This window comes from Enterococcus raffinosus, assembly GCF_018917525.1.
Taxonomy (GTDB): Bacteria; Bacillota; Bacilli; order Lactobacillales; family Enterococcaceae; genus Enterococcus_A; species Enterococcus_A raffinosus_A.
Window position 1 is genome coordinate 21972 of record NZ_JAHLOS010000004.1, and the last position, 23865, is coordinate 45836.

The 23865-nt window shown below is 40.8% G+C and carries 22 protein-coding genes; 16 read left to right on the forward strand and 6 right to left on the reverse strand.

Annotation, left to right across the window (positions count from 1 at the left end; all coding sequences use genetic code 11):
- The first annotated feature begins 114 nt into the window (after positions 1–114).
- From KQI58_RS04195 to KQI58_RS04215, 5 genes are all read left to right on the forward strand, one after another.
- Positions 115–984, forward strand: coding sequence for a class II fructose-bisphosphate aldolase (locus KQI58_RS04195; RefSeq protein ID WP_048718717.1), 870 nt, complete (start codon positions 115–117; stop codon positions 982–984).
- Between the two features lie 335 nt (positions 985–1319).
- A complete protein-coding gene (locus tag KQI58_RS04200) occupies positions 1320–2591 on the forward strand; it encodes a UDP-N-acetylglucosamine 1-carboxyvinyltransferase (RefSeq protein WP_216406736.1) in 1272 nt (423 codons plus the stop codon).
- Positions 2591–3886 (forward strand): transcription termination factor Rho, encoded by a 1296-nt coding sequence (gene rho / locus KQI58_RS04205; RefSeq protein ID WP_216406738.1) that lies wholly within the window; start codon positions 2591–2593, stop codon positions 3884–3886. Before KQI58_RS04200 ends, rho begins: the two co-directional genes overlap by 1 nt.
- Before the next feature lie 99 nt (positions 3887–3985).
- Positions 3986–4252, forward strand: coding sequence for a type B 50S ribosomal protein L31 (locus KQI58_RS04210; protein ID WP_071861118.1), 267 nt, complete (start codon positions 3986–3988; stop codon positions 4250–4252).
- Positions 4253–4393: 141 nt separating this feature from the next.
- Entirely contained in the window at positions 4394–5395 is a 1002-nt protein-coding gene (locus KQI58_RS04215; protein ID WP_216406740.1) for a DUF6933 domain-containing protein, read from the forward strand.
- A 49-nt stretch (positions 5396–5444) separates the two neighbouring features.
- Here KQI58_RS04215 and KQI58_RS04220 read toward each other — a convergent pair whose 3' ends face one another.
- From KQI58_RS04220 to KQI58_RS04230, 3 genes are read right to left on the reverse strand one after another with little or no spacing between them, the layout of a single operon-like run.
- Positions 5445–7013 (reverse strand): response regulator transcription factor, encoded by a 1569-nt coding sequence (locus tag KQI58_RS04220; protein ID WP_216406742.1) that lies wholly within the window; start codon positions 7011–7013, stop codon positions 5445–5447.
- On the reverse strand, positions 7006–8454 hold the full coding sequence (locus KQI58_RS04225; RefSeq protein ID WP_216406744.1) for a sensor histidine kinase: 1449 nt from the start codon (positions 8452–8454) through the stop codon (positions 7006–7008). Before KQI58_RS04225 ends, KQI58_RS04220 begins: the two co-directional genes overlap by 8 nt.
- A 2-nt stretch (positions 8455–8456) precedes the next feature.
- Positions 8457–9428: an ABC transporter substrate-binding protein gene (locus KQI58_RS04230; protein ID WP_216406747.1), complete on the reverse strand. Its 972-nt coding sequence runs from the start codon at positions 9426–9428 to the stop codon at positions 8457–8459.
- A 244-nt stretch (positions 9429–9672) separates the two neighbouring features.
- Here KQI58_RS04230 and KQI58_RS04235 point away from each other — a divergent pair, with 244 nt between their 5' ends.
- The 10 genes from KQI58_RS04235 to KQI58_RS04275 all read left to right on the forward strand — a co-directional run bounded on the left by KQI58_RS04235 (position 9673) and on the right by KQI58_RS04275 (position 21030).
- On the forward strand, positions 9673–10686 hold the full coding sequence (locus tag KQI58_RS04235) for an ABC transporter substrate-binding protein (RefSeq protein ID WP_216406749.1): 1014 nt from the start codon (positions 9673–9675) through the stop codon (positions 10684–10686).
- Positions 10687–10758: 72 nt separating this feature from the next.
- Entirely contained in the window at positions 10759–12261 is a 1503-nt protein-coding gene (locus KQI58_RS04240) for a sugar ABC transporter ATP-binding protein (RefSeq protein ID WP_216406751.1), read from the forward strand.
- Positions 12261–13277, forward strand: coding sequence for an ABC transporter permease (locus KQI58_RS04245; protein ID WP_216406753.1), 1017 nt, complete (start codon positions 12261–12263; stop codon positions 13275–13277). The genes KQI58_RS04240 and KQI58_RS04245 overlap by 1 nt, the downstream gene beginning before the upstream one ends.
- Positions 13267–14289: a galactofuranose ABC transporter, permease protein YjfF gene (gene yjfF, locus KQI58_RS04250; protein WP_253295777.1), complete on the forward strand. Its 1023-nt coding sequence runs from the start codon at positions 13267–13269 to the stop codon at positions 14287–14289. Before KQI58_RS04245 ends, yjfF begins: the two co-directional genes overlap by 11 nt.
- A gap of 158 nt (positions 14290–14447) precedes the next feature.
- Positions 14448–15203 (forward strand): YncE family protein, encoded by a 756-nt coding sequence (locus tag KQI58_RS04255; protein ID WP_253295778.1) that lies wholly within the window; start codon positions 14448–14450, stop codon positions 15201–15203.
- A gap of 36 nt (positions 15204–15239) precedes the next feature.
- Complete coding sequence (locus KQI58_RS22560) at positions 15240–15530, forward strand: hypothetical protein (protein ID WP_253295779.1); 291 nt, start codon at positions 15240–15242, stop codon at positions 15528–15530.
- Positions 15531–15726: 196 nt separating this feature from the next.
- A complete protein-coding gene (locus KQI58_RS04260) occupies positions 15727–17340 on the forward strand; it encodes a PTS transporter subunit EIIC (RefSeq protein ID WP_216406755.1) in 1614 nt (537 codons plus the stop codon).
- A gap of 2 nt (positions 17341–17342) precedes the next feature.
- Positions 17343–18674 (forward strand): 6-phospho-alpha-glucosidase, encoded by a 1332-nt coding sequence (locus tag KQI58_RS04265; RefSeq protein ID WP_216406757.1) that lies wholly within the window; start codon positions 17343–17345, stop codon positions 18672–18674.
- A gap of 83 nt (positions 18675–18757) precedes the next feature.
- Positions 18758–19657: a phosphogluconate dehydrogenase (NAD(+)-dependent, decarboxylating) gene (gene gnd / locus KQI58_RS04270; RefSeq protein WP_216406760.1), complete on the forward strand. Its 900-nt coding sequence runs from the start codon at positions 18758–18760 to the stop codon at positions 19655–19657.
- Entirely contained in the window at positions 19654–21030 is a 1377-nt protein-coding gene (locus tag KQI58_RS04275; RefSeq protein WP_216406762.1) for a gluconokinase, read from the forward strand. Before gnd ends, KQI58_RS04275 begins: the two co-directional genes overlap by 4 nt.
- Here KQI58_RS04275 and KQI58_RS04280 read toward each other — a convergent pair whose 3' ends face one another.
- A complete protein-coding gene (locus KQI58_RS04280) occupies positions 21031–21753 on the reverse strand; it encodes a MurR/RpiR family transcriptional regulator (RefSeq protein WP_216406764.1) in 723 nt (240 codons plus the stop codon). It lies immediately after the preceding gene.
- A gap of 120 nt (positions 21754–21873) precedes the next feature.
- On the opposite strand from KQI58_RS04280, the gene KQI58_RS04285 reads away from it, so the two are divergent.
- Complete coding sequence (locus KQI58_RS04285) at positions 21874–22341, forward strand: PTS sugar transporter subunit IIA (RefSeq protein WP_216406766.1); 468 nt, start codon at positions 21874–21876, stop codon at positions 22339–22341.
- 289 nt (positions 22342–22630) lie between these two features.
- Here the strand turns inward: KQI58_RS04285 and KQI58_RS04290 are convergent, their stop codons facing one another.
- Both KQI58_RS04290 and KQI58_RS22565 read right to left on the reverse strand, forming a co-directional pair.
- Positions 22631–23491, reverse strand: coding sequence for a hypothetical protein (locus tag KQI58_RS04290; RefSeq protein WP_253295780.1), 861 nt, complete (start codon positions 23489–23491; stop codon positions 22631–22633).
- Positions 23488–23670 carry a hypothetical protein gene (locus KQI58_RS22565; RefSeq protein WP_253295781.1) on the reverse strand — a complete coding sequence of 61 codons (183 nt, stop codon included), beginning with the start codon at positions 23668–23670 and terminating at the stop codon, positions 23488–23490. The genes KQI58_RS04290 and KQI58_RS22565 overlap by 4 nt, the downstream gene beginning before the upstream one ends.
- Positions 23671–23865 lie beyond the last annotated feature (195 nt).

Consider the following 23865-nt stretch of genomic DNA (forward strand, 5'->3'; position numbering starts at 1 on the left):
TAAAGGTTTTATCGGATGGTTAGCAGTAGCAAAGATGGGAAAACTTTGATAGAATTAACACGTTAGTTAAGCATGGCTTAACCAAATAGTAAAAAACCTTAGGAGGAATTTTTTATGCCAGTAGTATCAGGAGCAGAATTCTTAAAAGCTGCACGTAAAGGCGGATATGCAGTTGGTGGATTCAACACAAACAATTTAGAATGGACTCAAGCTATTCTAAAAGCTGCAGAAGCTAAAAAAGCACCCGTTCTTATCCAAACTTCAATGGGCGCAGCAAAATACATGGGCGGATACAAAGTTGCTAAAGACATCATCACTGATTTAGTAGACTCAATGGGTATCACTGTACCAGTTGCAATCCACTTAGACCATGGTGACTATGAAGCTGCTTTAGAATGTATCGAAGTTGGCTACACTTCAATCATGTTTGATGGTTCTCATCTTCCATTTGAAGAAAACTTAAAATTGGCTAAAGACGTTGTTGAAAAAGCTCACGCTAAAGGTATCTCTGTTGAGTGTGAAGTTGGTTCAATCGGTGGTGAAGAAGACGGAATCATCGGTGCTGGTGAATTAGCTGACATCGACGAATGTGTACAAATGGTTGCTACAGGTATCGACTACTTAGCATGCGGTATCGGTAACATTCACGGCGTATACCCTGAAAACTGGAAAGGTCTTGCATTTGACCACTTACAAGCGATCGCTGATGCTGTAGGTTCTGATGTTCCTTTAGTATTACACGGTGGATCAGGTATTCCTCAAGAACAAATCCAAAAAGCAATCTCAATGGGTGTTTCTAAAGTCAACGTTAACACTGAATTCCAATTATCATTTGCTAAAGCAACTCGTGAATACATCGAAGCTGGCAAAGATAAAGAAGGAAAAGGCTTTGACCCTCGTAAATTGTTAGCACCAGGTGTTGCTGCAATCGTTAAAGATGCTGAAGAACATATTGACTGGTTCGGTTCAGCAAACAAAGCTTAATTAGATTCTTTTAGTCTCGGAGCAATTGCTTCGAGGCTTTTTTTTGTAGATTTTTACGAAATTATCTTTTTTATGATTGATATGAAAAAAATGATTTTTAACTCATTTTGAATACATAAATTAAAACTGAAAATTTTAAAAAAACAAATAATTTTATTTAAGTAAGAATGGTTGAAGACAAAAATTAGCTCTCTGATAATCGAATCCTAATGGCGCATGAAAAAGCTGCTTATTTTCTTGTGAGATTTGAGAAAGCTTCCTTTTTATACAGGCGATAATATGCTAGAATGGATAATGGTCTATAAACTTCAAAATAATTAATTAGGTGAAAATAAATGAGAAAAATCGAAATTCATGGTGGAAAGCCATTATCAGGAAATATTACAATCAGCGGCGCGAAAAACAGCGCGGTCGCATTAATTCCAGCAGCAATTATGGCGGATTCGCCAGTAACTTTAGAAGGTGTTCCAGACATCCAAGACGTGCATTCATTAATCGAGATTCTAGAGATTATGGGAGCAAAAGTGTCTTTTGAAGATAATCGTATGGTGATTGATCCGAGTAACGTCGTATCGATCCCGATGCCAAGTGGTAAAATCAATTCTTTACGTGCTTCTTACTATTTCATGGGTGCTTTGTTGGGTAAATTCGGTGAAGCAGTTGTAGGATTACCCGGTGGATGCTTCTTAGGGCCTCGTCCGATTGACCTGCATATCAAAGGCTTTGAGAGTTTAGGCGCAGAAGTTTCAAATGAACATGGCGTGATTTATTTACGAACAGATGAAGATGGCTTAAGTGGGGATCGCATTTTTATGGATGTGGTTTCTATTGGTGCGACGATCAACGTGATGCTTGCTGCAGTAAAAGCCAAAGGCAAGACGATCATCGAAAATGCTGCCCGTGAGCCAGAGATTATTGATGTTGCAACATTATTGAATAATATGGGTGCGAAGATTCGTGGTGCGGGTACGGATGAGATTCGGATTGAAGGAGTCGAGGAATTACATGGCTGTGTTCATTCAATTATTCCTGACCGGATCGAAGCAGGGACTTATTTGGCCTTGGCTGCTGCGATGGGCGAAGGCGTAACTGTTCACAATGTGATCTATGAGCACATTGAAAGCTTTATCGCAAAGCTAGAAGAGATTGGCGTGGAAATGAATATCTCAGAAGACAGTATTGAAGTGCTGCCATCTAAGAATTTAAAAACAGTCGACGTTACGACATCGCCATATCCAGGCTTTGCTACGGACTTACAACAGCCAATCACACCGCTGCTATTAAAAGCTCAAGGAACGGCTGAAATCATTGATACGATTTATTCCAAACGGGTCAATCATATACCCGAATTAGTCCGTATGGGCGCTGATGCCCGCGTAGAGGGCAATTTAATTGTGTTAAACGGCTCGAACAAATTACACGGCGCAGAAGTAGTGGCTTCTGATTTACGTGCCGGGGCTTGTTTAGTTATCGCTGGATTAATGGCAGAAGGCAAAACGACGATTTTTAATGTAGAATACATTTTACGAGGCTATGATCATATTATTGACAAACTGACAGCTCTTGGTGCTACTATCGAAATGATCGACGAGGAAGAGGCGGAATAATGAGCGATTATTTAACAATGGCGGAACTTGAAAACAAGACGCTAAAAGAAATTTATGCTTATGCAAAAGACTTTAAAATTCCTTATTATAGTCAAATGAATAAGAAGGAATTATCGCTGGCTGTGATTCGTGCGCAGGCAGAAAAGCAAGGCTTCTTTTATATGGAAGGAGTCTTGGATATTGTTGGGCAAGATGGCTACGGCTTTTTACGTCCAATCAATTATGGATCGAGTGCGGAAGATATCTACATTTCTTCCTCACAGATTCGTCGTTTTGGGTTGCGAAACGGAGACAAGGTGGCAGGAAAAGCCCGTCCGCCCAAAGAATCAGAACGTTATTATGGATTAATGCATGTGGAAAGCGTTAATGGCAAAGATCCAGAAGAAGCCAAAGAGCGCCCACATTTTCCTGCGCTAACGGCACTTTATCCTGAAAAGCAGTTAGTTATAGAAACAACTCCCGGTCGTTTGTCTACACGAATGATCGACATCTTCTCACCGGTAGGATTTGGACAACGCGGCTTGATCGTTGCACCGCCTAAAGCCGGCAAAACAACCATCCTGAAAGAAATCGCCAATGGTATAACTGATAACTATCCCGAGGTTGAATTGATCGTCCTCTTAATTGATGAACGTCCAGAAGAAGTGACTGACCTAGAACGCAGCGTCAAAGGCGATGTGGTTTATTCAACTTTTGATCAACAGCCGCAAAATCATACGCGTGTTTCGGAATTAGTGCTAGAACGGGCGATGCGTTTAGTCGAAGACAAGCGTGATGTGGTCATCTTGATGGATAGTATTACTCGTTTGGCACGTGCTTATAACTTAGTTGTTCCCCCAAGCGGTCGGACATTAAGCGGCGGGATCGATCCAGCTGCATTGTATAAGCCGAAAAAATTCTTTGGTGCTGCCCGTAATATTGAAGAAGGCGGAAGCTTGACGATTTTGGCGACCGCGTTAGTTGATACTGGTAGTCGGATGGATGACGTGATTTATGAAGAATTCAAGGGAACAGGGAACTTAGAATTACAATTATCTCGCGAATTATCTGAACGTCGAATCTTCCCTGCTATTGATATCAAGAAATCAGGTACACGTAAGGAAGAATTATTAATGGCGCCGTCTCGTCTTGAAGAGGTCTTCAAGCTGCGTAATAACATGACAGGCGACTCATTAGAATATACCTCACAATTTGTCAATTTCCTGAAAAAGACAAAGAATAACGACCAAGTTTTCAAAGCTTTCAAAGACGTTTCATTCGGTGGAAAAACCGTTCGAAGAAATCAAAAAAGATAATTGCATTGTCGAATCATTCATGATAGTATATTCATGTTGCAAATTGCAAAAATAACTCTGAACCAGCAAATGATTCAGGGCAAAGGAGCGAAAAAAACTATGAAACAAGGAATTCATCCAGAATATCATCCAGTTGTGTTCATGGACTCAACTACAGGTTTCAAATTCTTGTCAGGTTCTACTAAATCTTCACAAGAAACAGTTGAATGGGAAGACGGAAACACTTACCCTGTAATCCGTGTCGAAGTAACTTCAGACTCTCATCCATTCTACACTGGACGTCAAAAATTCACTCAAGCAGATGGACGTGTCGATCGTTTCAACAAGAAATACGGTCTCAAAGACGCCAACGCAGAGGAAAAATAAAAATTCTGTTCAAACAGACTTTAGCGAGCTTTCTATTATGGGAAAGCTCGTTTTTTGTATTTACCAAAAATGGTGTAACTCAGGATTCATTTTTTGTTATACTAACACTGTGTTTAATGAATGATTAGGCGAGGTGCGAAAATGATTATCAATCCAGCGAAGAAGGCATTACCTTTATTTAATCAGCTACCTGAAGTGGCGGATAAAAAAATGGCGAGAAGTTTTTCGGATAAGAATCCGCTTTTTTCTTGGCATGCGAATTACTTCAATGTTAAACGAAAGAAAGTTTTATTATTGGTTAATGATTTGACATATTTTCCGATTGTATTGATCGGAATTGACGCTCAAACTAAGAAGCAGTTAGGGGAAATTATTCTTGCAGCAATCGAAGAAGTATTCCAGGCTGCTGGAATCTCTCAAGCAAAAATTGCTGAATATCTTGATTTGGCTGGTGATATAGAGGTAAGTGCAGGATATAATCATGTGATTACTGGGATCATTAATAACATGATTACATCCATGGAGTATCATGGAACGTTTAATTTGAATATGCTGGTGGATGTTAAGCTTAGTCTTTACTTAGCAGATTCCTTTTATAAAAGCGAGCGTCCGCTAGATAAGTTACGAGAAGTTTTTAAGAAGCCTTTTGTTCTTCGTGAGTTTTCGCAAGAAGATGTAGAGAAAAAATATTTGGTAGAAAAAAGTTGGAAAAGCCTAGCTGATTTCAAAGTAGTTGATTTTTCTGATGAAGAGTATGAAGCTGCATTGGCGAACAATCGCTTAGTTTTAGCTGCATTTAAACAATACCTTGAACAACATGAAAAATTAACAAAGAAGACGGTAAATAAACATGTAGCTAATATTGAAGATTATCTGAGCGGGTATTTAATTTTTTATGGCTATGATCTAGCAGTATCTACTTTTGAGGTGATTAGCGACTTTTTTAGTTGGGGAGCTAGAAAAAATGTCTGGATCAGTGAAAGTGCGGTTAAGAAGGCCGGCTCATCCATGAAGAAGTTCTATCAATTTTTGATTGCAGCTGGGGAAGTGAATGAATCAGCTATGCCGGAGATTCGAGAGCAACTCGAAATGGGTGTGGATGATGGGATTATGACACTAGAAATGATGGATGATTGGTATTAGTTGGTGATGATAAAATAAGCACAAGAAGAACTTGGTTTTCTTCTTGTGCTTATTTATTGTGCTCTGCCCGGAATGCTTTTGGCGAAATGCCAATTTTTCTTTTAAAGAGATAGCTGAAATAATTTGGATCGTTATAGCCAATTTCAAAAGCGATTGCAGTAATTAAAAGATCGGTATCTATTAAGAGTTCTTTCGCATGATTCAGTCGAATCTCCGTTAGAGCATCAATAAAATTCTTGCCTTTTGTTTGCGAAAAAAGCGTACTTAGATAGGTCAAGCTGACGCCAGCATTATCTGCGGACATCTGTAAGGAAAGATTTGGATCAGAGTAGTTTTCCAGCATTTCTTTATATACAGCTGTGACGACAGGATGTTCTTGATTCTTACTATGATAGCTTTTTTCTTTTATGCCATTTTTGATGGCTGTTAATAGAACTTCCATCAGAAGACGATAAACAGAAGGCGTCTTGCTGATTAAAACAAGATCGGATTCTTGGTATTCTGCTAAGACTTTTTTTCCTTGGGTGGTATCAAGTTTTTCTAAGAACTTCATCAAGTATTGGGCGGTCTGATAAGCATAGGAGGAAGAGAAGCCATTATCTGTTTCTAAGCCGTCCAAAATCAGATCAATGGATTCAGTCACGTGAAAATCCAGATTAAGATTCAGTAATGTTTTATCTGGTAAAACAAAACCTGTATCTTCGACATTTAGGGTATCAGCAAGACGGATGATTTTACCATTGAATGGAGTAAGACTATCTATTGCGAATTGCTGCGTGATTAATAGGTTATTTCGAAGCTCAGTCAAACGATTAGAGGTATAGCCGATCGCGATAACGAAGGCAGATTCGTTAATACTTTGAAGCTCGTATTTCAAAATATCAGCGGCATAATAGGCTTTATCCATTGAGTCGGACTCGGTTGCAGCACTCACTAAACACTTGATGATCAGCGTGTCATAGACCACCGATAACACATTTTTATCCGAACCAAAGATTTCATTTAAACGTAATACTAAATACTGATAGTTCTGCTCATTCAAATGCTGTTGAGGCAATTTGACGTAAAGGGCGGTTAGGTATTGACCTAATAAGTTGAAGTTGAGCTTTTCTTGACGCTCGATTAGTTCACTAGGTTCATAGCCGCTCTTTTCTAAATGGTGAAAAAAATGCTCTTTATAGTATTCAAAGTGCAATATTTTATTTTTTTGATCCGGCTGTTTTTGTCGTTCGCGTTCTTGCTGAATCTGTTTTTGAGATGTCTTGATGGCGTTAGTCAGTTCGGTCGTAGTAACTGGTTTGGTGATATAGGAATCGACACCGATGGCGATGGCTTCCTGCGAATAGGCAAAATCATCATAGCCGCTAATGATAATTACATGGAGCCAAGGCAGCATTTCTTTGGCATAGCGAGCGAGATCTAAGCCGTTCATGAAGGGCATCCGTATGTCTGTTAATAGTAGATCCGGCTTCAGCTCTTGCATCATAGAAAGTGCCATATCACCATCGCTGGCTTCACCGACAAATTGAACATCGCTTTCCTTTTCTAATTTGGCAATTTGCTTGCGTAAGGATAAACGAATGATTTCTTCATCTTCTGCGATAAATACCTTAAGCATTTTCGTCCCTCTTCTCTACAAAGACATCTGTTTTAAGCGGTAAAATAATTGTGACGGTCGTTCCTTGATTTTCTTGACTGTCGATTTTCAGCTCAGCGGTCTCTCCAAAATACAAACGCAATCTGCGATAAATGTTATAAAGTCCATAGCCGCCTGTTACCCCAGTAGGGTCTAGTTCTCGGATATTTTTCTGCAGGGTCTCAATTTGCTGGGTGGTCATCCCGACTCCGTTATCGGTGACTTCAAAGATTAGACTTTCCCCCTGTTGGCGGCCATTGATATGAATTACTCCACGTTGGCGGCTGTGTTTGATCCCATGATACATTGCATTTTCCACGATTGGCTGGAGAATCATTTTAAGCATTTTGACATGTTCAATTTTTGGATCGATCGTGATTTGATACTCCAAGATCGAGCCATATCGAGTTTTTAAAATTTGCAGATAGCTTGTAACATGTTCGATCTCCTGTTTGACTGTGACCCAATCATTTCCATTATTGAGTGTCAGCTTAAAGAAGTTTGAAAGGGCTAGTGTCGTTTCAATGACGCGCTCTGGCTCGTCTAATTCAGATAAAGTAATGATTGCGTCTAAGCTGTTGTAAATAAAATGCGGAGTGATCTGAGCCTGCAAAGCCCTTAACTCGGCTTTTGCAATCGCCTGTTGTTTGCGGTCATTTTGCTCCAATAGTGCTTTGATCTGAGTCGTCATCTGATTGACCTCCGAGGATAAAATATCGAATTCAACGATCTCAGAGCTTTCCACTTGAGTATCTAAGTTGCCTTTAGAAACCTCAGAGAGTGAGGTCAAAAGCTTATCCATAGGAACCTTGATGCGCGCATTCAAATTTTTTTTATTTCGAGTGATGATAATAACAAGGATGACCACTAAGCAAATCTCTAAGAATATCAAGATGATAATTGTTTGGAAAATCTGATTGCTCTTCTTATTTGATAAGTTGATCTCACCGGTCACAAACTCCTGCAGCGTATCCTTCAGTAGAACATTGACGTTTCGAATCTCAACTAAGATCGCTTCACTGTCGCTGATCGGTTTTTCTGCTGCGATATTTTCCTTGATCGTATTTACGTAGTGTCGATCAGTATCTAAAATGCGTTTGGCGATATCTAATGTCTGCTGTTGATCGAAAGAGGGAGAGCTATCCTTCAATTTGTCCAGCTCTTTTTGATAATGAACGATCAATTCGGTCGGGTCCTGCATTCTTGTCGGCTTACCGGTGATCAAATAAAAGACGGAATTGTCTATTTTGGTAGACATTTCAGAATTCATCTTGTTTACATCGTTGACATTTTCAATCGATTGTCGATATTGAAAGATGTTCACCATAAAGAAAATACTGATCAAAACCATCGGCAAAATGGCTAAGAGGATCACCAGTTTATAGTGATAGTCTAGGGTGTTTCCAATACTTATTCGCTTCATGATCAATACCCTCGTTCATCGATTTTAGTCAAATCTGAATACTCGGAGAACACGCGTCCTGTCGTGTAGTTTTCTTTAGGGACGTCTTTTCCATCTAAGACAGCCACGACGACTTCAAATAGTTTTTCGCCCATATTCGGATCACATTCGATCACACAATTGATCTTCCCGGCCTTCAGCAGATCTATCGCGCTTTGCTGTCCATCAACACTGCAAATCGTGATATCCTTGCCCGGTTTGATATCTGTTTCTTCTAAATAGGAGACGACACCATCAGCCATGTCATCATTGTGACAATAAATCACATCAACTTGTTTGAGGTCATGGAACTTCGCTACATTTTTAATTGCCTCCCGACCTTTTGAAAGCATAAAGTCGCCGTGAACCGAAGCAACTAGATGAAACCGTCGATCGTCCTTCAATCCTTCCACAAGACCATCATGTCGGCTGATCGCTGGCGAGGCATCTTTGCTTCCTTGGATTTCCACGATATTAATTGGTTCCTGCACATCTTTGTATTTCGTTTTTAGGAAATCTGCGGTCTGGATTCCTTGGATCGGAACATCTGGACCGACAAATGTTTTGTAAAGATGAGAGTCTTCTTTCGAGATCAGTCGATCATTGATAACGACAGGGATATTTGCATCGGCTGCTTCCTCCAAAACATGTTTCCAGCCAGTTTCTACGATAGGGGTCAAAATAATCAAGTCCACGCGAGAAGCAATGAAGGAACGGAGATCTTTGATTTGTTCGGTCTGACTTTGATTCGCGTTTTCGTAAAGGATTTTATAGTCAGCTTTTTTTCCTGCTTCTAAGACAGACTCAGTGTTGCGTTCTCGCCAGGAGCTTTCTGCGCCGATCTGAGAAAATCCGATCACATATTGTTTTTTTTCTTCATTTGATGAGGGGGAGTTTCTTGCAGTACAGCTGGTTAGTAGTAAAAGCACCAGCACTAAGAACGAAAACCTTTTCATATTATGGTTCCTCCTTCTATCGCATCATTTCCTATTTATATTGTATGAAAAATAATAAAGCAAAGATAGCGTATCAGAAATATTTATAGGAACTCCCTAAAAATAATCAAGGTTCTTTTTTATCTATTTTATAGATCAAGTTAAAAAGCTGAATTATTTTAAGTAAATCACCATAAATGATTCGTGGTAGCGTTTGCAATTTTGACTTATGATTAACTCATCAAAAGAAAAGCGAGGGAAAGTAATGAAGAAGAAAAAATTGGTCAGCGCGTTTTTGTCACTAACGATCCTTGGTACATTGTTAGCTGGATGTGGGGGCGGAAGTGCTTCTACAGATGATTCTGGTGCAAAAAAGAACAAAGACGAAAAAATCACGATTGGTTTTTCTCAGTTGGGGGCAGAGAGTCAATGGCGAACGGCCAATACGAAATCGGTTCAAGATGCAGCGAAAAGCGATCCGGATGTCACCTTAAAATTTTCTGATGCACAACAAAAACAAGAAAATCAAATCTCAGCAATTCGTAACTTTATTCAACAAGGTGTCGATGTGATCGCAGTTGCTCCGGTTGTGGAAACAGGTTGGGAAACCGTCTTAACCGAAGCAAAGGATGCAAATATTCCTGTATTGATCGTAGACCGCAAGATGAAAGGTAAGAAGATCGATGATTTGTACAATGCTTGGATCGGAACAGATTCGAAAGATGAAGGCGAACGTGGAATCAAATGGCTAGAAGACAAGATGAAGGCGGACGGTAAAGAAAGCGAAGCCTTAAACATCGCTCATCTGCAAGGAACAACAGGATCTTCCGCGCAAGTAGGTCGAACAGCCGGAATCACTGAAGGTGTCAAGAAGCATAAAAATTGGAAGATCATTGAACAGCAATCAGGTAATTTTACTCGTGCTGAAGGCAAAGAAGTCGCAGAAGCTTTCATGAAATCTAATGGCGATAACATCGATGTGCTTTTCTCAGAAAACGATGACATGGCTATGGGTGCGATCCAAGCAATCGAGGAAGTAGGAAAAGTTCCAGGTAAAGATATTACCGTTATCTCATTTGATGGAACGAACGATGCCTTAGAGCAAGTAGTCGATGGAAAAATCAATTGTGTCGTAGAATGTAGCCCACTTTATGGTGAGGATATCATCGCGACCGCCAAGAAATTAGCCAAAGGCGAAAAAGTTGAGAAGGAAGTATTTGTTGAAAACGGCATCTTTGATAGTGAGAATGCAAAAGAAAACTTACCACGACCTTACTAATACTTTTAAAGGAATAGAGGTCTCTCTATTCCTTTTTAATCTATCGGAACAGTGTTTATAGGAGGAATCCCCATGGAAAATGAAATCGTCCTTTCCCTAGAGCATATCTCAAAAGAATTCCCTGGAGTAAAGGCATTAGATGATGTAAAGATTAATCTCCGCAAGGGCGAAGTACATGCCTTGATGGGAGAGAACGGCGCTGGAAAATCGACTATGATCAAAGTAATGACCGGCGTCTATCCAAAAACTAGCGGCACGATCCTTCTAAATGACGAAGAGATCGAACCGCAAACACCGCAGGAAGCACAAGAAGCAGGTATCAGTACAGTTTATCAAGAAATCAACCTTTGTCCGAATCTGACCGTTGCGGAAAATATCTACATCGGCCGCCAGCCAAAAAAACTGGGAACGATCGATTGGAAGAAAATGAATCTTGATGCGAAGAATTTACTTGAAACTCTGAAGATCGATGTGGATGTCACGCAGACGTTAGACAGCTATTCGGTGTCGGTGCAGCAGATGATCGCGATCGCACGAGCAGTTGATATGTCGTCTGGCGTGTTGATCTTAGATGAACCAACATCTAGCTTGGATGGCAATGAAGTAGAGCAATTATTTGGAATCATTCGCGAGTTGAAGAAGAATGGCATGGCGATTTTGTTTGTGACACACTTTTTGGATCAGGTCTACGCGATCTCTGACCGTATCACTGTTTTGCGAAATGGCCGTTGGATCGGAGAATATTTGGCAGATGAGTTGAGTCAGATCGACCTTGTAACAAAAATGATTGGGCAGGAATTCAAGGATGAAAATTCACGGGCATTCAGAAAAGCTGATGAATATTCGCAAACAACGTTTGTCCAAATGAAGGATGTGACAAAAAAAGGAGTGATCAGTGATTTCTCAATGAAGATTCGTGAGGGAGAGGTTTTAGGCTTGGCCGGTCTGCTTGGTTCAGGACGTAGTGAAGTAGCAGAGCTTTTGTTTGGTGCTGAAGAATTCGACGATGGCGTGCTTTATATCGAGAATGCTCATATCAAAAAAATGTATCCGCAAAAGGCCATCAAAGAAAACATCGGCTTCTGTTCAGAGGATCGAAAGGTTTCAGGGATTCTGGCAGATCTGAGTATTCGCGAGAATATTATCGTTTCCTTACAAGCGAAACGCGGCTGGAAGCGTATCGGCTTCAAAGAACAGCAGGAGATCGCCGAACAATATATTGAGTTGTTGAACATAAAGACACCAGATGCAGATAAAAAAGTTGGAGAACTCTCAGGAGGGAATCAGCAAAAGGTGCTGTTGGCTCGTTGGCTGGTAACAGAACCCAAACTTTTGATTTTAGATGAGCCGACACGAGGAATCGATATCGGATCTAAAAGAGAAATTGAGAGTTTGATTTTGTCTCTTTCACGAAAAGGCATGTCGATCCTGTTTATTTCCTCCGAGTACGAGGAGATGGTGCGCTGCTGTGACCGAATCATTGTCTTGAGAGATCGGTTCTCAGTGGCCGAATTGGCTGAAGAAGCCATTTCTGAAAAAAATATTATGAGCGCTATCGCCGGGGAGGTATCGTAATGGAAAAACTCAAAGGATTATTGAAGCGCAAAGAACTATGGGCGGTCGTCGGTTTGCTGCTGATTTTATTGTTCAACTTAATTTTTTCACCGAACTTTTTCAAATTGTCGATCAATAACGGTCATTTATATGGCAGTATGATCGATGTATTGAATCGCGGGGCTTCCTTGGTGATTGTCTCCATCGGAATGTGCCTAGTGATCGCGACACGCGGGATCGACATCTCGGTTGGTTCAGTCAATGCATTAGGAGCGATGGTGGCAGCCTACTTATTGACGATCGGAACACCAGTTGTGGCGGCGATTGCTGCTGGCTTACTGGTCGGCTGTCTCTGCGGGGTATGGAATGGGTTCTTAGTGGCAAAGTTGAATATCCAGCCAATGATCGCGACGTTGATTTTGATGACAGTCGGTCGTGGCTTCGCCCAGATTATCTCTGGCGGCGAGATTTTAACATTAGGTAAGACCTCCTATTCCTTTATCGGTCGCGGCTATTTCTTAGGTCTACCTTTTCCAGCAATATTGATGGGCTTGATCGTTGCTGCTGTCTATCTTTTAACAAGAAAAACCTCGCTAGGATTGTCGATCGAATCGGTTGGTATAAATGAGCAATCGGCTCGTTATGCAGGGATCAATACACGGCAGGTTCTTTGGATCTGCTACATAATCTGCGGCGTACTGGCAGCATTGAGCGGTATGATGGATAGCGCGAATGTTTCCAGCGCAGATGGAAATAATAATGGCTTGATGTTGGAGCTGGATGCGATCTTAGCCGTAGTGTTAGGCGGAACCTCAATGGATGGCGGGAAATTTTATCTTGGCGGGACTGTTGTGGGTGCACTGTTTATTCAAACATTGAGTACGACCATCTTTACCTTCGGGATTCCGTCAGAGACGATCATGGTCGTCAAAGCCATCGTAGTGATCTTTGTCGTGCTGCTTTCTTCTGAACGAATGAAGGAATGGTCGGCAGCGATGAAACAGAAACGGAAAGCAGGTGTCTCTGTTGAAAATTAAAATTGGTAATTTGAATGTTCCATTGCTGGCATCTATTGGTATTTTCTTACTCTTGTTTTTAGCTGGCTCGATCATGTATCCTAGCTTTTTGTCACTACGAGTGATCTTGAATCTGTTTATCAACAATGCCCATTTGATCGTATTGGCCTGCGGGATTTGTTTCCCAATCTTAACAGGTGGAATCGACTTATCTGTCGGCGCGGTAATCGCGATGACTTCGATGATCGCCGCTGCATTATTAAAGGGTAGCATGAATGCTTTTCTAGTCATTCCGATCTGTTTAGTGATTGGGCTCATTTTTGGAACGGTTCAAGGCTTTCTGATTCAATATTTCAAAATGCATCCATGGATCGTCACTCTGGCTGGTATGTTCTTTGCCCGCGGAGTTTGCTACTTGATTTCCATCGAGTCGATTCCTATCACGGACAATACTTTTTATGAGCTTTCGCAATTTAAGGTCTATTTGCTACCGGGCTACTTTATTTCTCTAAATGTGCTGATCGCGATCGTCTTCGTTGTCGCATGTATCTATTTGTCGAGATTCACTCAATTCGGGCGGACTGTCTATGCCATGGGCGGCAACATGCAGTCGGCATTGTTGATGGGGCTTCCAGTAGATCGAACGAAAGTAATGATCTATTCATTAAGCGGTTTTAGTTCTTCGTTAGCTGGCATCATGTTTAGCTTCTACACATTATCTGGTTATGGGCTGCATGCGCAGGGACTAGAAATGGATGCGATTGCGGCCTGTGTCATCGGTGGTGTTTTGCTGACAGGCGGGGTTGGTTCACTGATCGGACCGGTCATTGGTGTCTTGATTACTGGAGTGATCCGGACGATGGTCGATTTTCAGGGCACGCTCAGCTCATGGTGGACAAAGATCTTTGTCGGCTTACTGATGCTCTTATGTATCGTGATGCAAGTAGCGATCGTCAATCGGGGAAAACGAACGAAGGGAGAGAAGAAATCAAGCGAAGAGAGCATCAAAGAGTCAATCGATGTAGCTGTATAACGAAATTAAATAAGGTTAGAACGAGTCTTCTGTTAGAAATGGGAGACTCGTTTTTGTTTTCGGGAACGTTGCATCGCTTTAATTGTCGTTTAATAGATTATTTGCTAAAGTTTTGTTAACAAGAGTATCGTATCTCTAAAATAGGGAGCTCATCTACAATGCAAAATAAAAACTATGAAATCATTTTTTTGTTCCTTCTCTTTTTATTTTTACCTGTAAAAGCAGAAGCAGCGCATCAGGGACTGACTATCGAACAGCAGAAGGAATCGCTCGAGCGCTATCCTCATTTTTATCAGGCGGCATTTTCTGACAAGAAGGAGAATACTGATTTTGGTATGTATAAGATTCCTGGATTGTATGAGGCGAAATCACTTAATCTGGTAACGAATGGGATTGCTAATAGTCGTACGATGACACCGCAGGGAGTTGCCGTAACAGAAAATTATCTTTTGATCTCAGCCTACAGTCACGATCATCAGGATCATTCCGTAATTTACCTATTAGATCGTCAAACCCATCGTTATATTAAGACAGTCGTCTTACCGGGACGGCCGCATCTTGGCGGGATAGCCTATGATCCAAAGCATCAGCGGGTGTGGGTCACAACGGGTGGACCGCTTGCCGGTCTGGCCTCTATTGATTTGAAGGAATTAGAAGCCTATCAGCTTAAAAAGAACAGTGTCATTTCATACCATCAGCAACTATCATTAAGAGAAGTTTCTCATGCTTCTGCGCTGACCTATACTTCTGGTGTTTTAGTTGTAGGCTATTTTACGTTGAATGAATATGGACGCATGGCGACTTATCGTCTAAATGATCAGGGTGAGTTAACGATTGCTTCACATGAAAAGATCTCTAGTTTTGATCAAGGAGAAAGGGTACATTCAGGTTTGACACCTGTTCCTTCTTCTTAATTTGCTCGTTCCTTGGGTTCATGGAAAACGTTGGATATGATTCAAGGATTGACCTTTTATCAAGATTATTTATTAATGTCTCAGTCTTGGGGACCTGGCCGTCCAGGAAAAATCTATTTCTTTAACCTGAATAAGGTGGATAAATTTTTCTCGATTAAGGACGCGGAATTTTCAATTGACACACCGCCGTATGTCGAACAAATTACAGCGGTAGATGATCAGCTGTATACACTTTTTGAAGGTGGGGCATGGCCTTACCGAACGAGAAACCCAGTATTAATTGACCACGTTATCCAATTAACGATCAAGGAGTTACTTTCTAAATAGAATTTTTTAGTTATTAACGAATCCGCTAGTCAAAGTTATCAGGAGTTTCCGATCTTGGAAACTCCTTTTTCTATGGCATAAGCATCATGAAACGTGTTTCAAATCGTGAAACGAGTTGAGTTGTAAGCGGTATCTGTTTATTTTTAGAAAAGTGCCCCGTATACTGAACACATCATAAAACGAAGGAGAGAGAATGATGAAAGCGAAAATCATGGATAGTATGCAAAAGTTTTCAAAGGCCATGTTTGTTCCTGTGTTGATCTTACCGATCGCTGGTATTTTAATTGCGATTGGAAACGTTTTTACGAATCCGCGCTTGATCGAAACATTTGGCTTTTTAGATAATCCGATCACAATGGGATTCGGTAGTATCTTGTCCGCAGCCTTGTTGCCGGTATTAACAAATCTTGGAGTGATTTTTTGTGTAGGAATTGCTCTAGGGTTAGCCAATAAGAAAAAAGCGGAAGCGGCATTTACCGCCTTGCTTGGGTATCTAGTTTTCTTGTATGCAATGAATAAGTTTATGGAATTAAGAGAGATGCTGGTGGCTCCTGATCAATTACAAGGATCAGGTCAGGCGTTGGTTTTAGGAGTACAAGTGTTGGATATGGGCGTTTTTCTAGGAATTATTCTTGGGATCGTCGTGGCGCTAATTCACAACCGTTTTATTGATACGACCTTTAATAATGCTTTTCAGGTGTATGGCGGTGCGCGTTTTGTCTTTATCGTATTGATTCCAGTCTTAGTATTGGCAGCGATTTTACTTTCGTTTATCTGGCCAGTCATCCAACAAGGAATTGACGGCTTAGGCGGAGTGATTCAAAAGACAGGCAACTTTGGGATTTTCCTCTATGGTTCATTGGAACGATTATTGATTCCAACCGGGTTGCATCATTTGATTTATACACCATTTCTGTACACTTCACTTGGCGGTGTGGCAGAAGTCGGTGGTCAGGTCTTTGAAGGTGCACGAAATATTTATTTCGCTGAAATTGCTGATCCAGCAGTGAGAGTGTTATCACAAAGTGTCATCTGGGATGCGCGGGGAATTTCGAAAATGTTTGGTTTGATTGGGGCGTGTTTAGCAATGTATCAAACGGCTAAACCGGAAAATAAGTTCAAGGTGAAAGCTATTCTGATTCCAGCGGTGGTTACTTCGTTTGTTGCTGGAGTAACCGAACCTATTGAGTTTTCGTTCATGTTTGTGGCACCGGTGTTGTTCGTCATTCATTCGGCATTGAGCGGATTGAGTATGGTGGCATTAAATGTCCTTGGTTCGCGGGCGATTGGTCCGAATGGGTTTATCGACTTTTTACTTTATAACATTCCATTAGGGACCGAAAAGACGCGCTGGCCGATCTATCTTTTAGTGGGAGTTGCTTTCTTCTTCATTTATTACTTTATTTTCCGCTTCCTGATCGTTAAGTTCAATTTTAAAACCGTTGGACGTGAAGATGAGGATCAGGAGACCAAGCTGTATTCGAAAAAGGATTATAACGAGAAAAAATCTTCGGTACCTGCTGCTGGTGGATTAGTCGCTCCCACATCGGATGACGAATTATCCGGGAAAATCGTGGAGGGCTTAGGCGGCGCAGAAAATATTAAGACGATTGATAATTGCTACACTCGCCTGAGATTGAAGCTGGCGAAACCAGAGTTAGTGAATGAGGGCTTATTAAAAAATCAGACCCAAGCAAAAGGGGTCATCAGCAATGGCGAAAATGTCCACGTGGTTTACGGGTTAACAGTCCCGCAGGTCCGAGAAAAACTTGAAAAATATTTAGGTAGAGACAATGGAGGAGACGAATAGCGATGAAAAAATTTTCAGTAGTGATTGCTGGCGGCGGGAGTACCTTTACTCCAGGAATCGTCATGATGATGTTAGATAATTTGGAGCGTTTTCCATTACGAACACTGAAGCTTTATGATAATGACGGTGATCGACAAGCTGTTCTTGGTGAAGCTTTAGAGATTTTATTGAAGGAACAGGCGCCTGAGATCGACTTCTTATATACGACTGATCCAGAGGTTGCTTTCACGGATGTCGATTTTTGTATGGCTCACATTCGTGTAGGAAAGTATGCGATGCGTGAGAAGGATGAAAAAGTACCATTGCGGCATGGTGTTTTCGGTCAAGAGACTTGCGGACCCGGTGGAATCGCCTATGGTATGCGCAGTATTACCGGCATGTTGGAGATTATTGATTACATGGAAAAATATTCACCGGAATGCTGGATGTTGAATTATTCGAATCCAGCAGCCATTGTGGCAGAGGCGTGTCGTGTGTTAAGACCTGATTCAAAAGTTTTGAATATCTGTGATATGCCGGTAGGAACACTACGTCGGATGTCACAAATTAATGGTAAGAAACCAGAAGAACTAGAAGTTCGCTATTTCGGATTGAATCATTTTGGTTGGTGGACTAGCGTCAAGGATAAAGAGGGTCATGAGTATCTAGATCAAATTCGAGAATATGTTTCTGAACATGGTTATTTAACTCAAATTGAAGTAGACACACAGCATACAGACCCTAGCTGGCAGGAGACTCATAAAAAGGCCAAAGACATTTTAGCGGTTACGCCAGAATACCTGCCGAATACCTATTTGAAATATTATTTGTATCCGGATTACGTCTTTGAGCATATGAAGGATCATCCTGAGTTTACTCGTGCCAATGAAGTGATGGAAGGACGAGAAAAAAATGTCTTCGATCATGCTCGTCAAATTATCGCGAATCAATCCGCGGAAGGAATCGCGTTTGACATTGATGCCCATGCAACGTTCATTGTTGATCTAGCTCGTGCGATTGCTTTCAATACCCATGAACGGATGGTGATGATCGTTGAGAATAATGGCGCGATCGCCAATTTCCCAGATGATGCGATGGTAGAGGTGCCTTGTATCGTTGGAACGGATGGACCAGAAGCATTGGCTCAAGGACAAATCCCAGCCTTTCAGCAAGCCTTGATGTTCCAACAGGTTACTGTTGAAAAATTAGTTGTTGAAGCCTATGTAGAAAACAGCTATCAAAAAATGTGGCAGGCGCTGACCCTATCCAAGACTGTTCCTAGCGCACAGGTGGCCAAAGAATTACTAGACGATTTGATTGCCGAAAATGGTGATACTTGGCCAGAATTAAATTAATGAGTAAGGATGTAGCAGCAACGACTATTGAGTAGGTTGCTGTTACAATCCTTTTTTTCTAAAAATTTGCAGGAGGATTCGAAATGGAAATCACGATGATCGGTTTGGGGAAAATGGGAATGGGGATTGCTGAAAATTTATTGCGGCATCACTATCAAGTAAAAGGCTATGACGTCGATCAGACTGTGGCAACAACTTTCACAACTTTAGGTGGTGTCTTTTATTCGAAAATGGCTAACCTATTGGAGAATAAAATGCAGCGCCAGATCGTTTGGATGATGCTGCCGGCAGGAGATTTAACCAACAACATGGTTCTTGAAATTGCGGATCAACTAAACGCAGGGGACGTTGTGATTGATGCAGGAAATTCTCATTATCTCGATAGTTTAAAGAATGCAGAATACTGCATGGCAAGAGACATTCATTTTATTGATGTCGGAACCTCAGGCGGTGTAGCAGGGGCAAGGCTGGGTGCCTGCATGATGATCGGCGGCGAACAAGCTGTATTTAACGAATTAAAGCCTTTGTTTACAGATTTATGTGTTGAGAAAGGCTGCCTTTATAGCGGATCAGCAGGAAGTGGGCACTATCTCAAAATGGTTCATAATGGGATTGAGTATGGGATGATGCAGGCGATTGGCGAAGGCTTCAATTTACTTCATCATAGTCCATATGATTACGAATTGGCAGAGGTTGCTCAAGTTTTCAACCATGGATCAGTCATTCGTTCTTGGTTAATGGAATTAACTGAAAAAATCTATCGCGAACCTGTCGACATGACTGAGATTGCAGGAATTATCCCATCATCTGGCGAAGGAAAGTGGACGGTGGAGGAAGCATTGCGGTTAAAAGTAAACGTACCAGTAATTACGCAATCACTTATGACGCGCTTTGCTTCGGAGGATTGTGATAAGATAAGTGAGAAGCTTGTCGCATTATTGCGCAATCAGTTTGGCGGACACGCCTTTGTAAAGGATGAATGATTTTGTCAGTATTTTTAGGAATAGATATTGGAACCACTGCTATTAAGCTAGGTGTGATTCAAGAGAATAACTTGCTGTATTCAAGTGATTTGCCTCTTCAAACCTATGGAGACGAACGAATAAAGTATCAGGATGGAAATGAGCTTTTAGCGATTTTGCAGGCGGGAATTTTAGCGTTGCCGCAGACTTTACGGCAAGAAATCACCAGGCTTAGTTTCAGCACGGCGATGCATAGCCTCATGCCTGATGATGGCAGGAGACAGATTTTTTTGTGGTCGGATCTACAGGCGGCAGAGACGATTGATCGCTTTAAGCAAACGAAATTAGCTGCGCATTTTTATGAAATTTCCGGTACACCAATCCATGCAATGTCCCCCTTTGCCAAGTTGCTTTATTTTCAAGAAAAGAAATTATACCCGGCAGAGACTTGTTGGTATGGCATAAAGGAATTAGTGATGGACTATTTTACTGGCACGCCAGTGATTGATTATGCAACGGCTTCTGCTACTGGATTGTTTGACTTGAGAAAACTGGAATGGAGCGGGGAAATCCTCAATCATCTTGGTTTGAAAGAAGAGCAGTTGGCAACACTAGCAGATACGACTCAAGAGTTTACAATGCAGGCAGAGGTACGCGAGCTGTTTGGCTTTTCTGAAAATATTAAAGTCATTGTTGGTGCCAGTGACGGTACATTAGCAGCATATGCCAGCTATTACGCTACTGGTCGCTCCGCCAGTTTGACGATTGGAACAAGTGCTGCGGTTCGTCAGATTACGAACACGATTTACTTAAATCGAGAGAAACAGAATTTTTGCTACTATTTAAAAAAAGAGTTGTTGGTAAGCGGAGCACCATCAAATAATGGGGGAATCGTTTTGGCTTGGGCAGCGAACCATTTAGCAGAGAATCCCGCAACCTTCTATGAAGCACTCCCAGATTTGTTGAAGGAAACTGCAATAGGCGCAAATGGGTTACGCTTTTATCCATTTTTAAATGGGGAGCGGGCACCTTATTGGAGTAATGAAATCAAAGGGGGATTTCAAGATTTGACCTTGCAGCATACACGAATGGATATGATGAGAAGTGTGATAGAAGGCATTTTATTGAATATTCGTCAGTTAGTTGAACTTGTGGCAAAAAAAGAAGCGTTATCTGTTAGCGGCGGCTTTTTCCAAACTCCTGTATTGGGACAATTAGCAGCAGATGTCTTTGGAACTACTTGTCATTATGCACAACAAAACGAACCAATTTTTGGCTTGTATTATTTATTGGAGCAACCCAATCGGATGATTGATGAGGATCAAGCAACGTTCTTTCCTGATCCGCTAAAAAGTGCTGCTTATAAACAGCTTGCCCAAGATTATTTCATCTAATTATTTTTGCGTAAATTCTTGAACGATGTACTCCATCAGCAATAGCAGCTTGCCAAAAAAACTATTGTATTTAATATTTTGACTATCTAAAGGACGCTCATCGGCCACTTCAAAAATAATCGTAGCAGCTTCTGTTGCACGGGATTGACTGTTGCCAGTAAATAAAATTGTTGGAATCATTCGTTCTTGCGAAAAATGCATTTTTTCAATCACTTTTTGTGTCTCGCCTGATTTAGAGATGACGATCAGCATGCTGATATTATCGGCATTATTGTTGATGATCCCAGAAGAATCCGCGGCATTGACAAAAAGAGTTTTGATTCCGTTGACGAGCAGTTTTTTGTAAAGGTACTCAGCGATGATACTAGAGAATCCCGTAGCATAAATCGTAATAAATTTCTCTTGATTCTCTTGATAGATTTTCTTCATGTCTTTAATTGAAGGCGCGATTTTCTCTGTTGGAATCGAAATATCGACAGTCGCCTCCACGAGTTGATTCTGCGGCTGGTACTGATTTTTGAGGAAATAAAATAATTCCAAGTAACCAGAGAATTCTAATTTTTGTGCTAGACGAACGATCGTTGCTGGTGAAGTGTAGAGCGTCGCAGCTATTTTTCGCAAGGAAACGCCCTCAAGTTCATTGACATGAGCCGCCAAATAAGTCAAAATCGTTCGATCGTTATCCGATAGTTGTTTTCCTTTAGTCACTATTTCTAGATCCATTTCTTCACCTCTTAAAGAAAGTAATAAAGCCCTTACTTTGACATTATACACTAAGAAAAGTGAAAATAATTATTGGGCAATTTAGCATATTTAATTAAATAATGGAAGGGAGTTCGACAAATGTTTGGTTTATTCAAAAAGAAAAGTAGTGAGATTCACACACCTGTAAATGGGGTGGTGGTTGCGCTAAAAGAAGTGAACGATCCGGTGTTTAGTGAAAAGATGATGGGGGAAGGATTTGCTGTCAAACCAATCGATGGCAAGATTCACTCACCAATCAAAGGAACCATCAAATCGGTTTTTCCGTCTCTACATGCATTGACAATTGAAGCTGAGGATGGACTGGATCTCTTGATTCATATCGGACTAGACACGGTGGAGTTGAATGGCAATGGTTTTAGTTCCACTATTCAAGAAGGACAAAAAGTAAAAGCAGGGGATCTATTGGTGCAAGTTGATCGAAATTATTTGGCGGAAAATGAAAAGGATGACATCGTAATAGTTGTCTTCCCCGAGATGAAAGACAAAGAACTGGAAATATATTTTGGTAAAAAACAAGTTGGAGAAATCGCTGCGGTGATAAAATAATGTTGTTATCCAAACTGCCGATTGCGAATCAATAATCGCAAAAGCTGGATTGGCACTAAGCAATTTCAATAGGTAAAAAGGATTCGCGAGCAATGTGCCTGATAGTTGATTTTCAATTTCGGATAATCATATGCACTGTCAAAGAGCTGCTTCTTATTTGGGAAGGAGCTTTTTTTGTTGTTAATGCAGAGCAATGAATGTCCTAATCCAATTTTTGAACATACCAAATAAGCTTACTTCAAAATTGAAGCGTCCCTACTTGAGAAATCTCCGACACATGCACCTATAATCATTTCTTTTTCCTTTTTTTTCGGTTTTTATTTCTTTTTGATCCAACTTTACCACTATTTCCCTTAGATCTTTTAGCGTCCCTATCTATTTTGTTCTTTTCTCGGCCTTCTTGGATTTTATCTTTGGTTTTATCGTATCGTTGGTAGGCGGTATCCTCTTTCTGGGGATATTCGGCAGCCTTTTTTGCAGAGGCGTTCTCAGGGGCTGTCGTTTTTTCTCCTTTAGAAGATCGATTTGGCGAAACTTCTCCGGTTAAATGAGATTTCGCTGCTACTTTTGCGGTACCTTCATCATAATACGGCGATGTAGAGGCAGCAACAGTTTGTTTTTCTAACTTTTTATTTTCAGGTGAAGCTTTTGAGTTTGTTATCTCTTCAATAGTTTCAGTAGAAACAAGTTCCTCTTCTTGAACCTCTTTATGCTGGGCATCAATTCGGCCTTCATGACTGTAAAAGTTCAAATATACAGCAAAACGACGAGCAGAATCGGTCTGAAAAACCGTTAAGCTCGTTAAAAGTTTCAAGACGTTAGCAGTTTCATTTTCTAAGTGTTTAGGGACTCGTTTTGTATTACGCAGCGTCCAAGTATGTTTTTTCCCATTTGAGTCGTTGAAGCTCGATATCAACGTGTACTGGTATTCGGAAGGTTCCGGCTGTTCATGGTTCTTTTTCTCCAAGTAAGTTTTATAGAACCTCGTTTCCTTAGTAAATTCTTGGTATTCGCTTTCATTTTTAAATAGACGATTCACGACTTTTTGCCATTCTTCGGACGAAAAGAACGAATCAAAGAAGACACAGTGCTTTCGCAAGGTATCATTCGGTGTTGTAGTAAGAAAAAGTTGATGGATAAGCTCTGTCACTGTCTCCAGTGAATAATCGCCCACGCATAAAGCAAAGCATCACGCACAAGAATCGCAACCAAATACTCAACGACCTGCGATGAATTCTTGGTTTGTTCAAAATATTTTGCCACACGTTTCATAAGATTCGTATTCTTCATTCTAAAAATCTGCCTTTGTCCAAGCTTCACTATATCCATCCTTGTTTTCCTCCAGTTACGGTTGATTTGTTATTTGCTTATTCCAAAATGTATCTTCTTTTCGAGATTATAATAACATTGGTTGGCAGCGATGAAAAGGCTTTCTTTGAGTATTTTTTTCTTTTAAAAATTTTAAACGTTATGAATAATAATGTTTTTGAGGAGTTTTTTGATATGCCGAATTTAATTGTATTA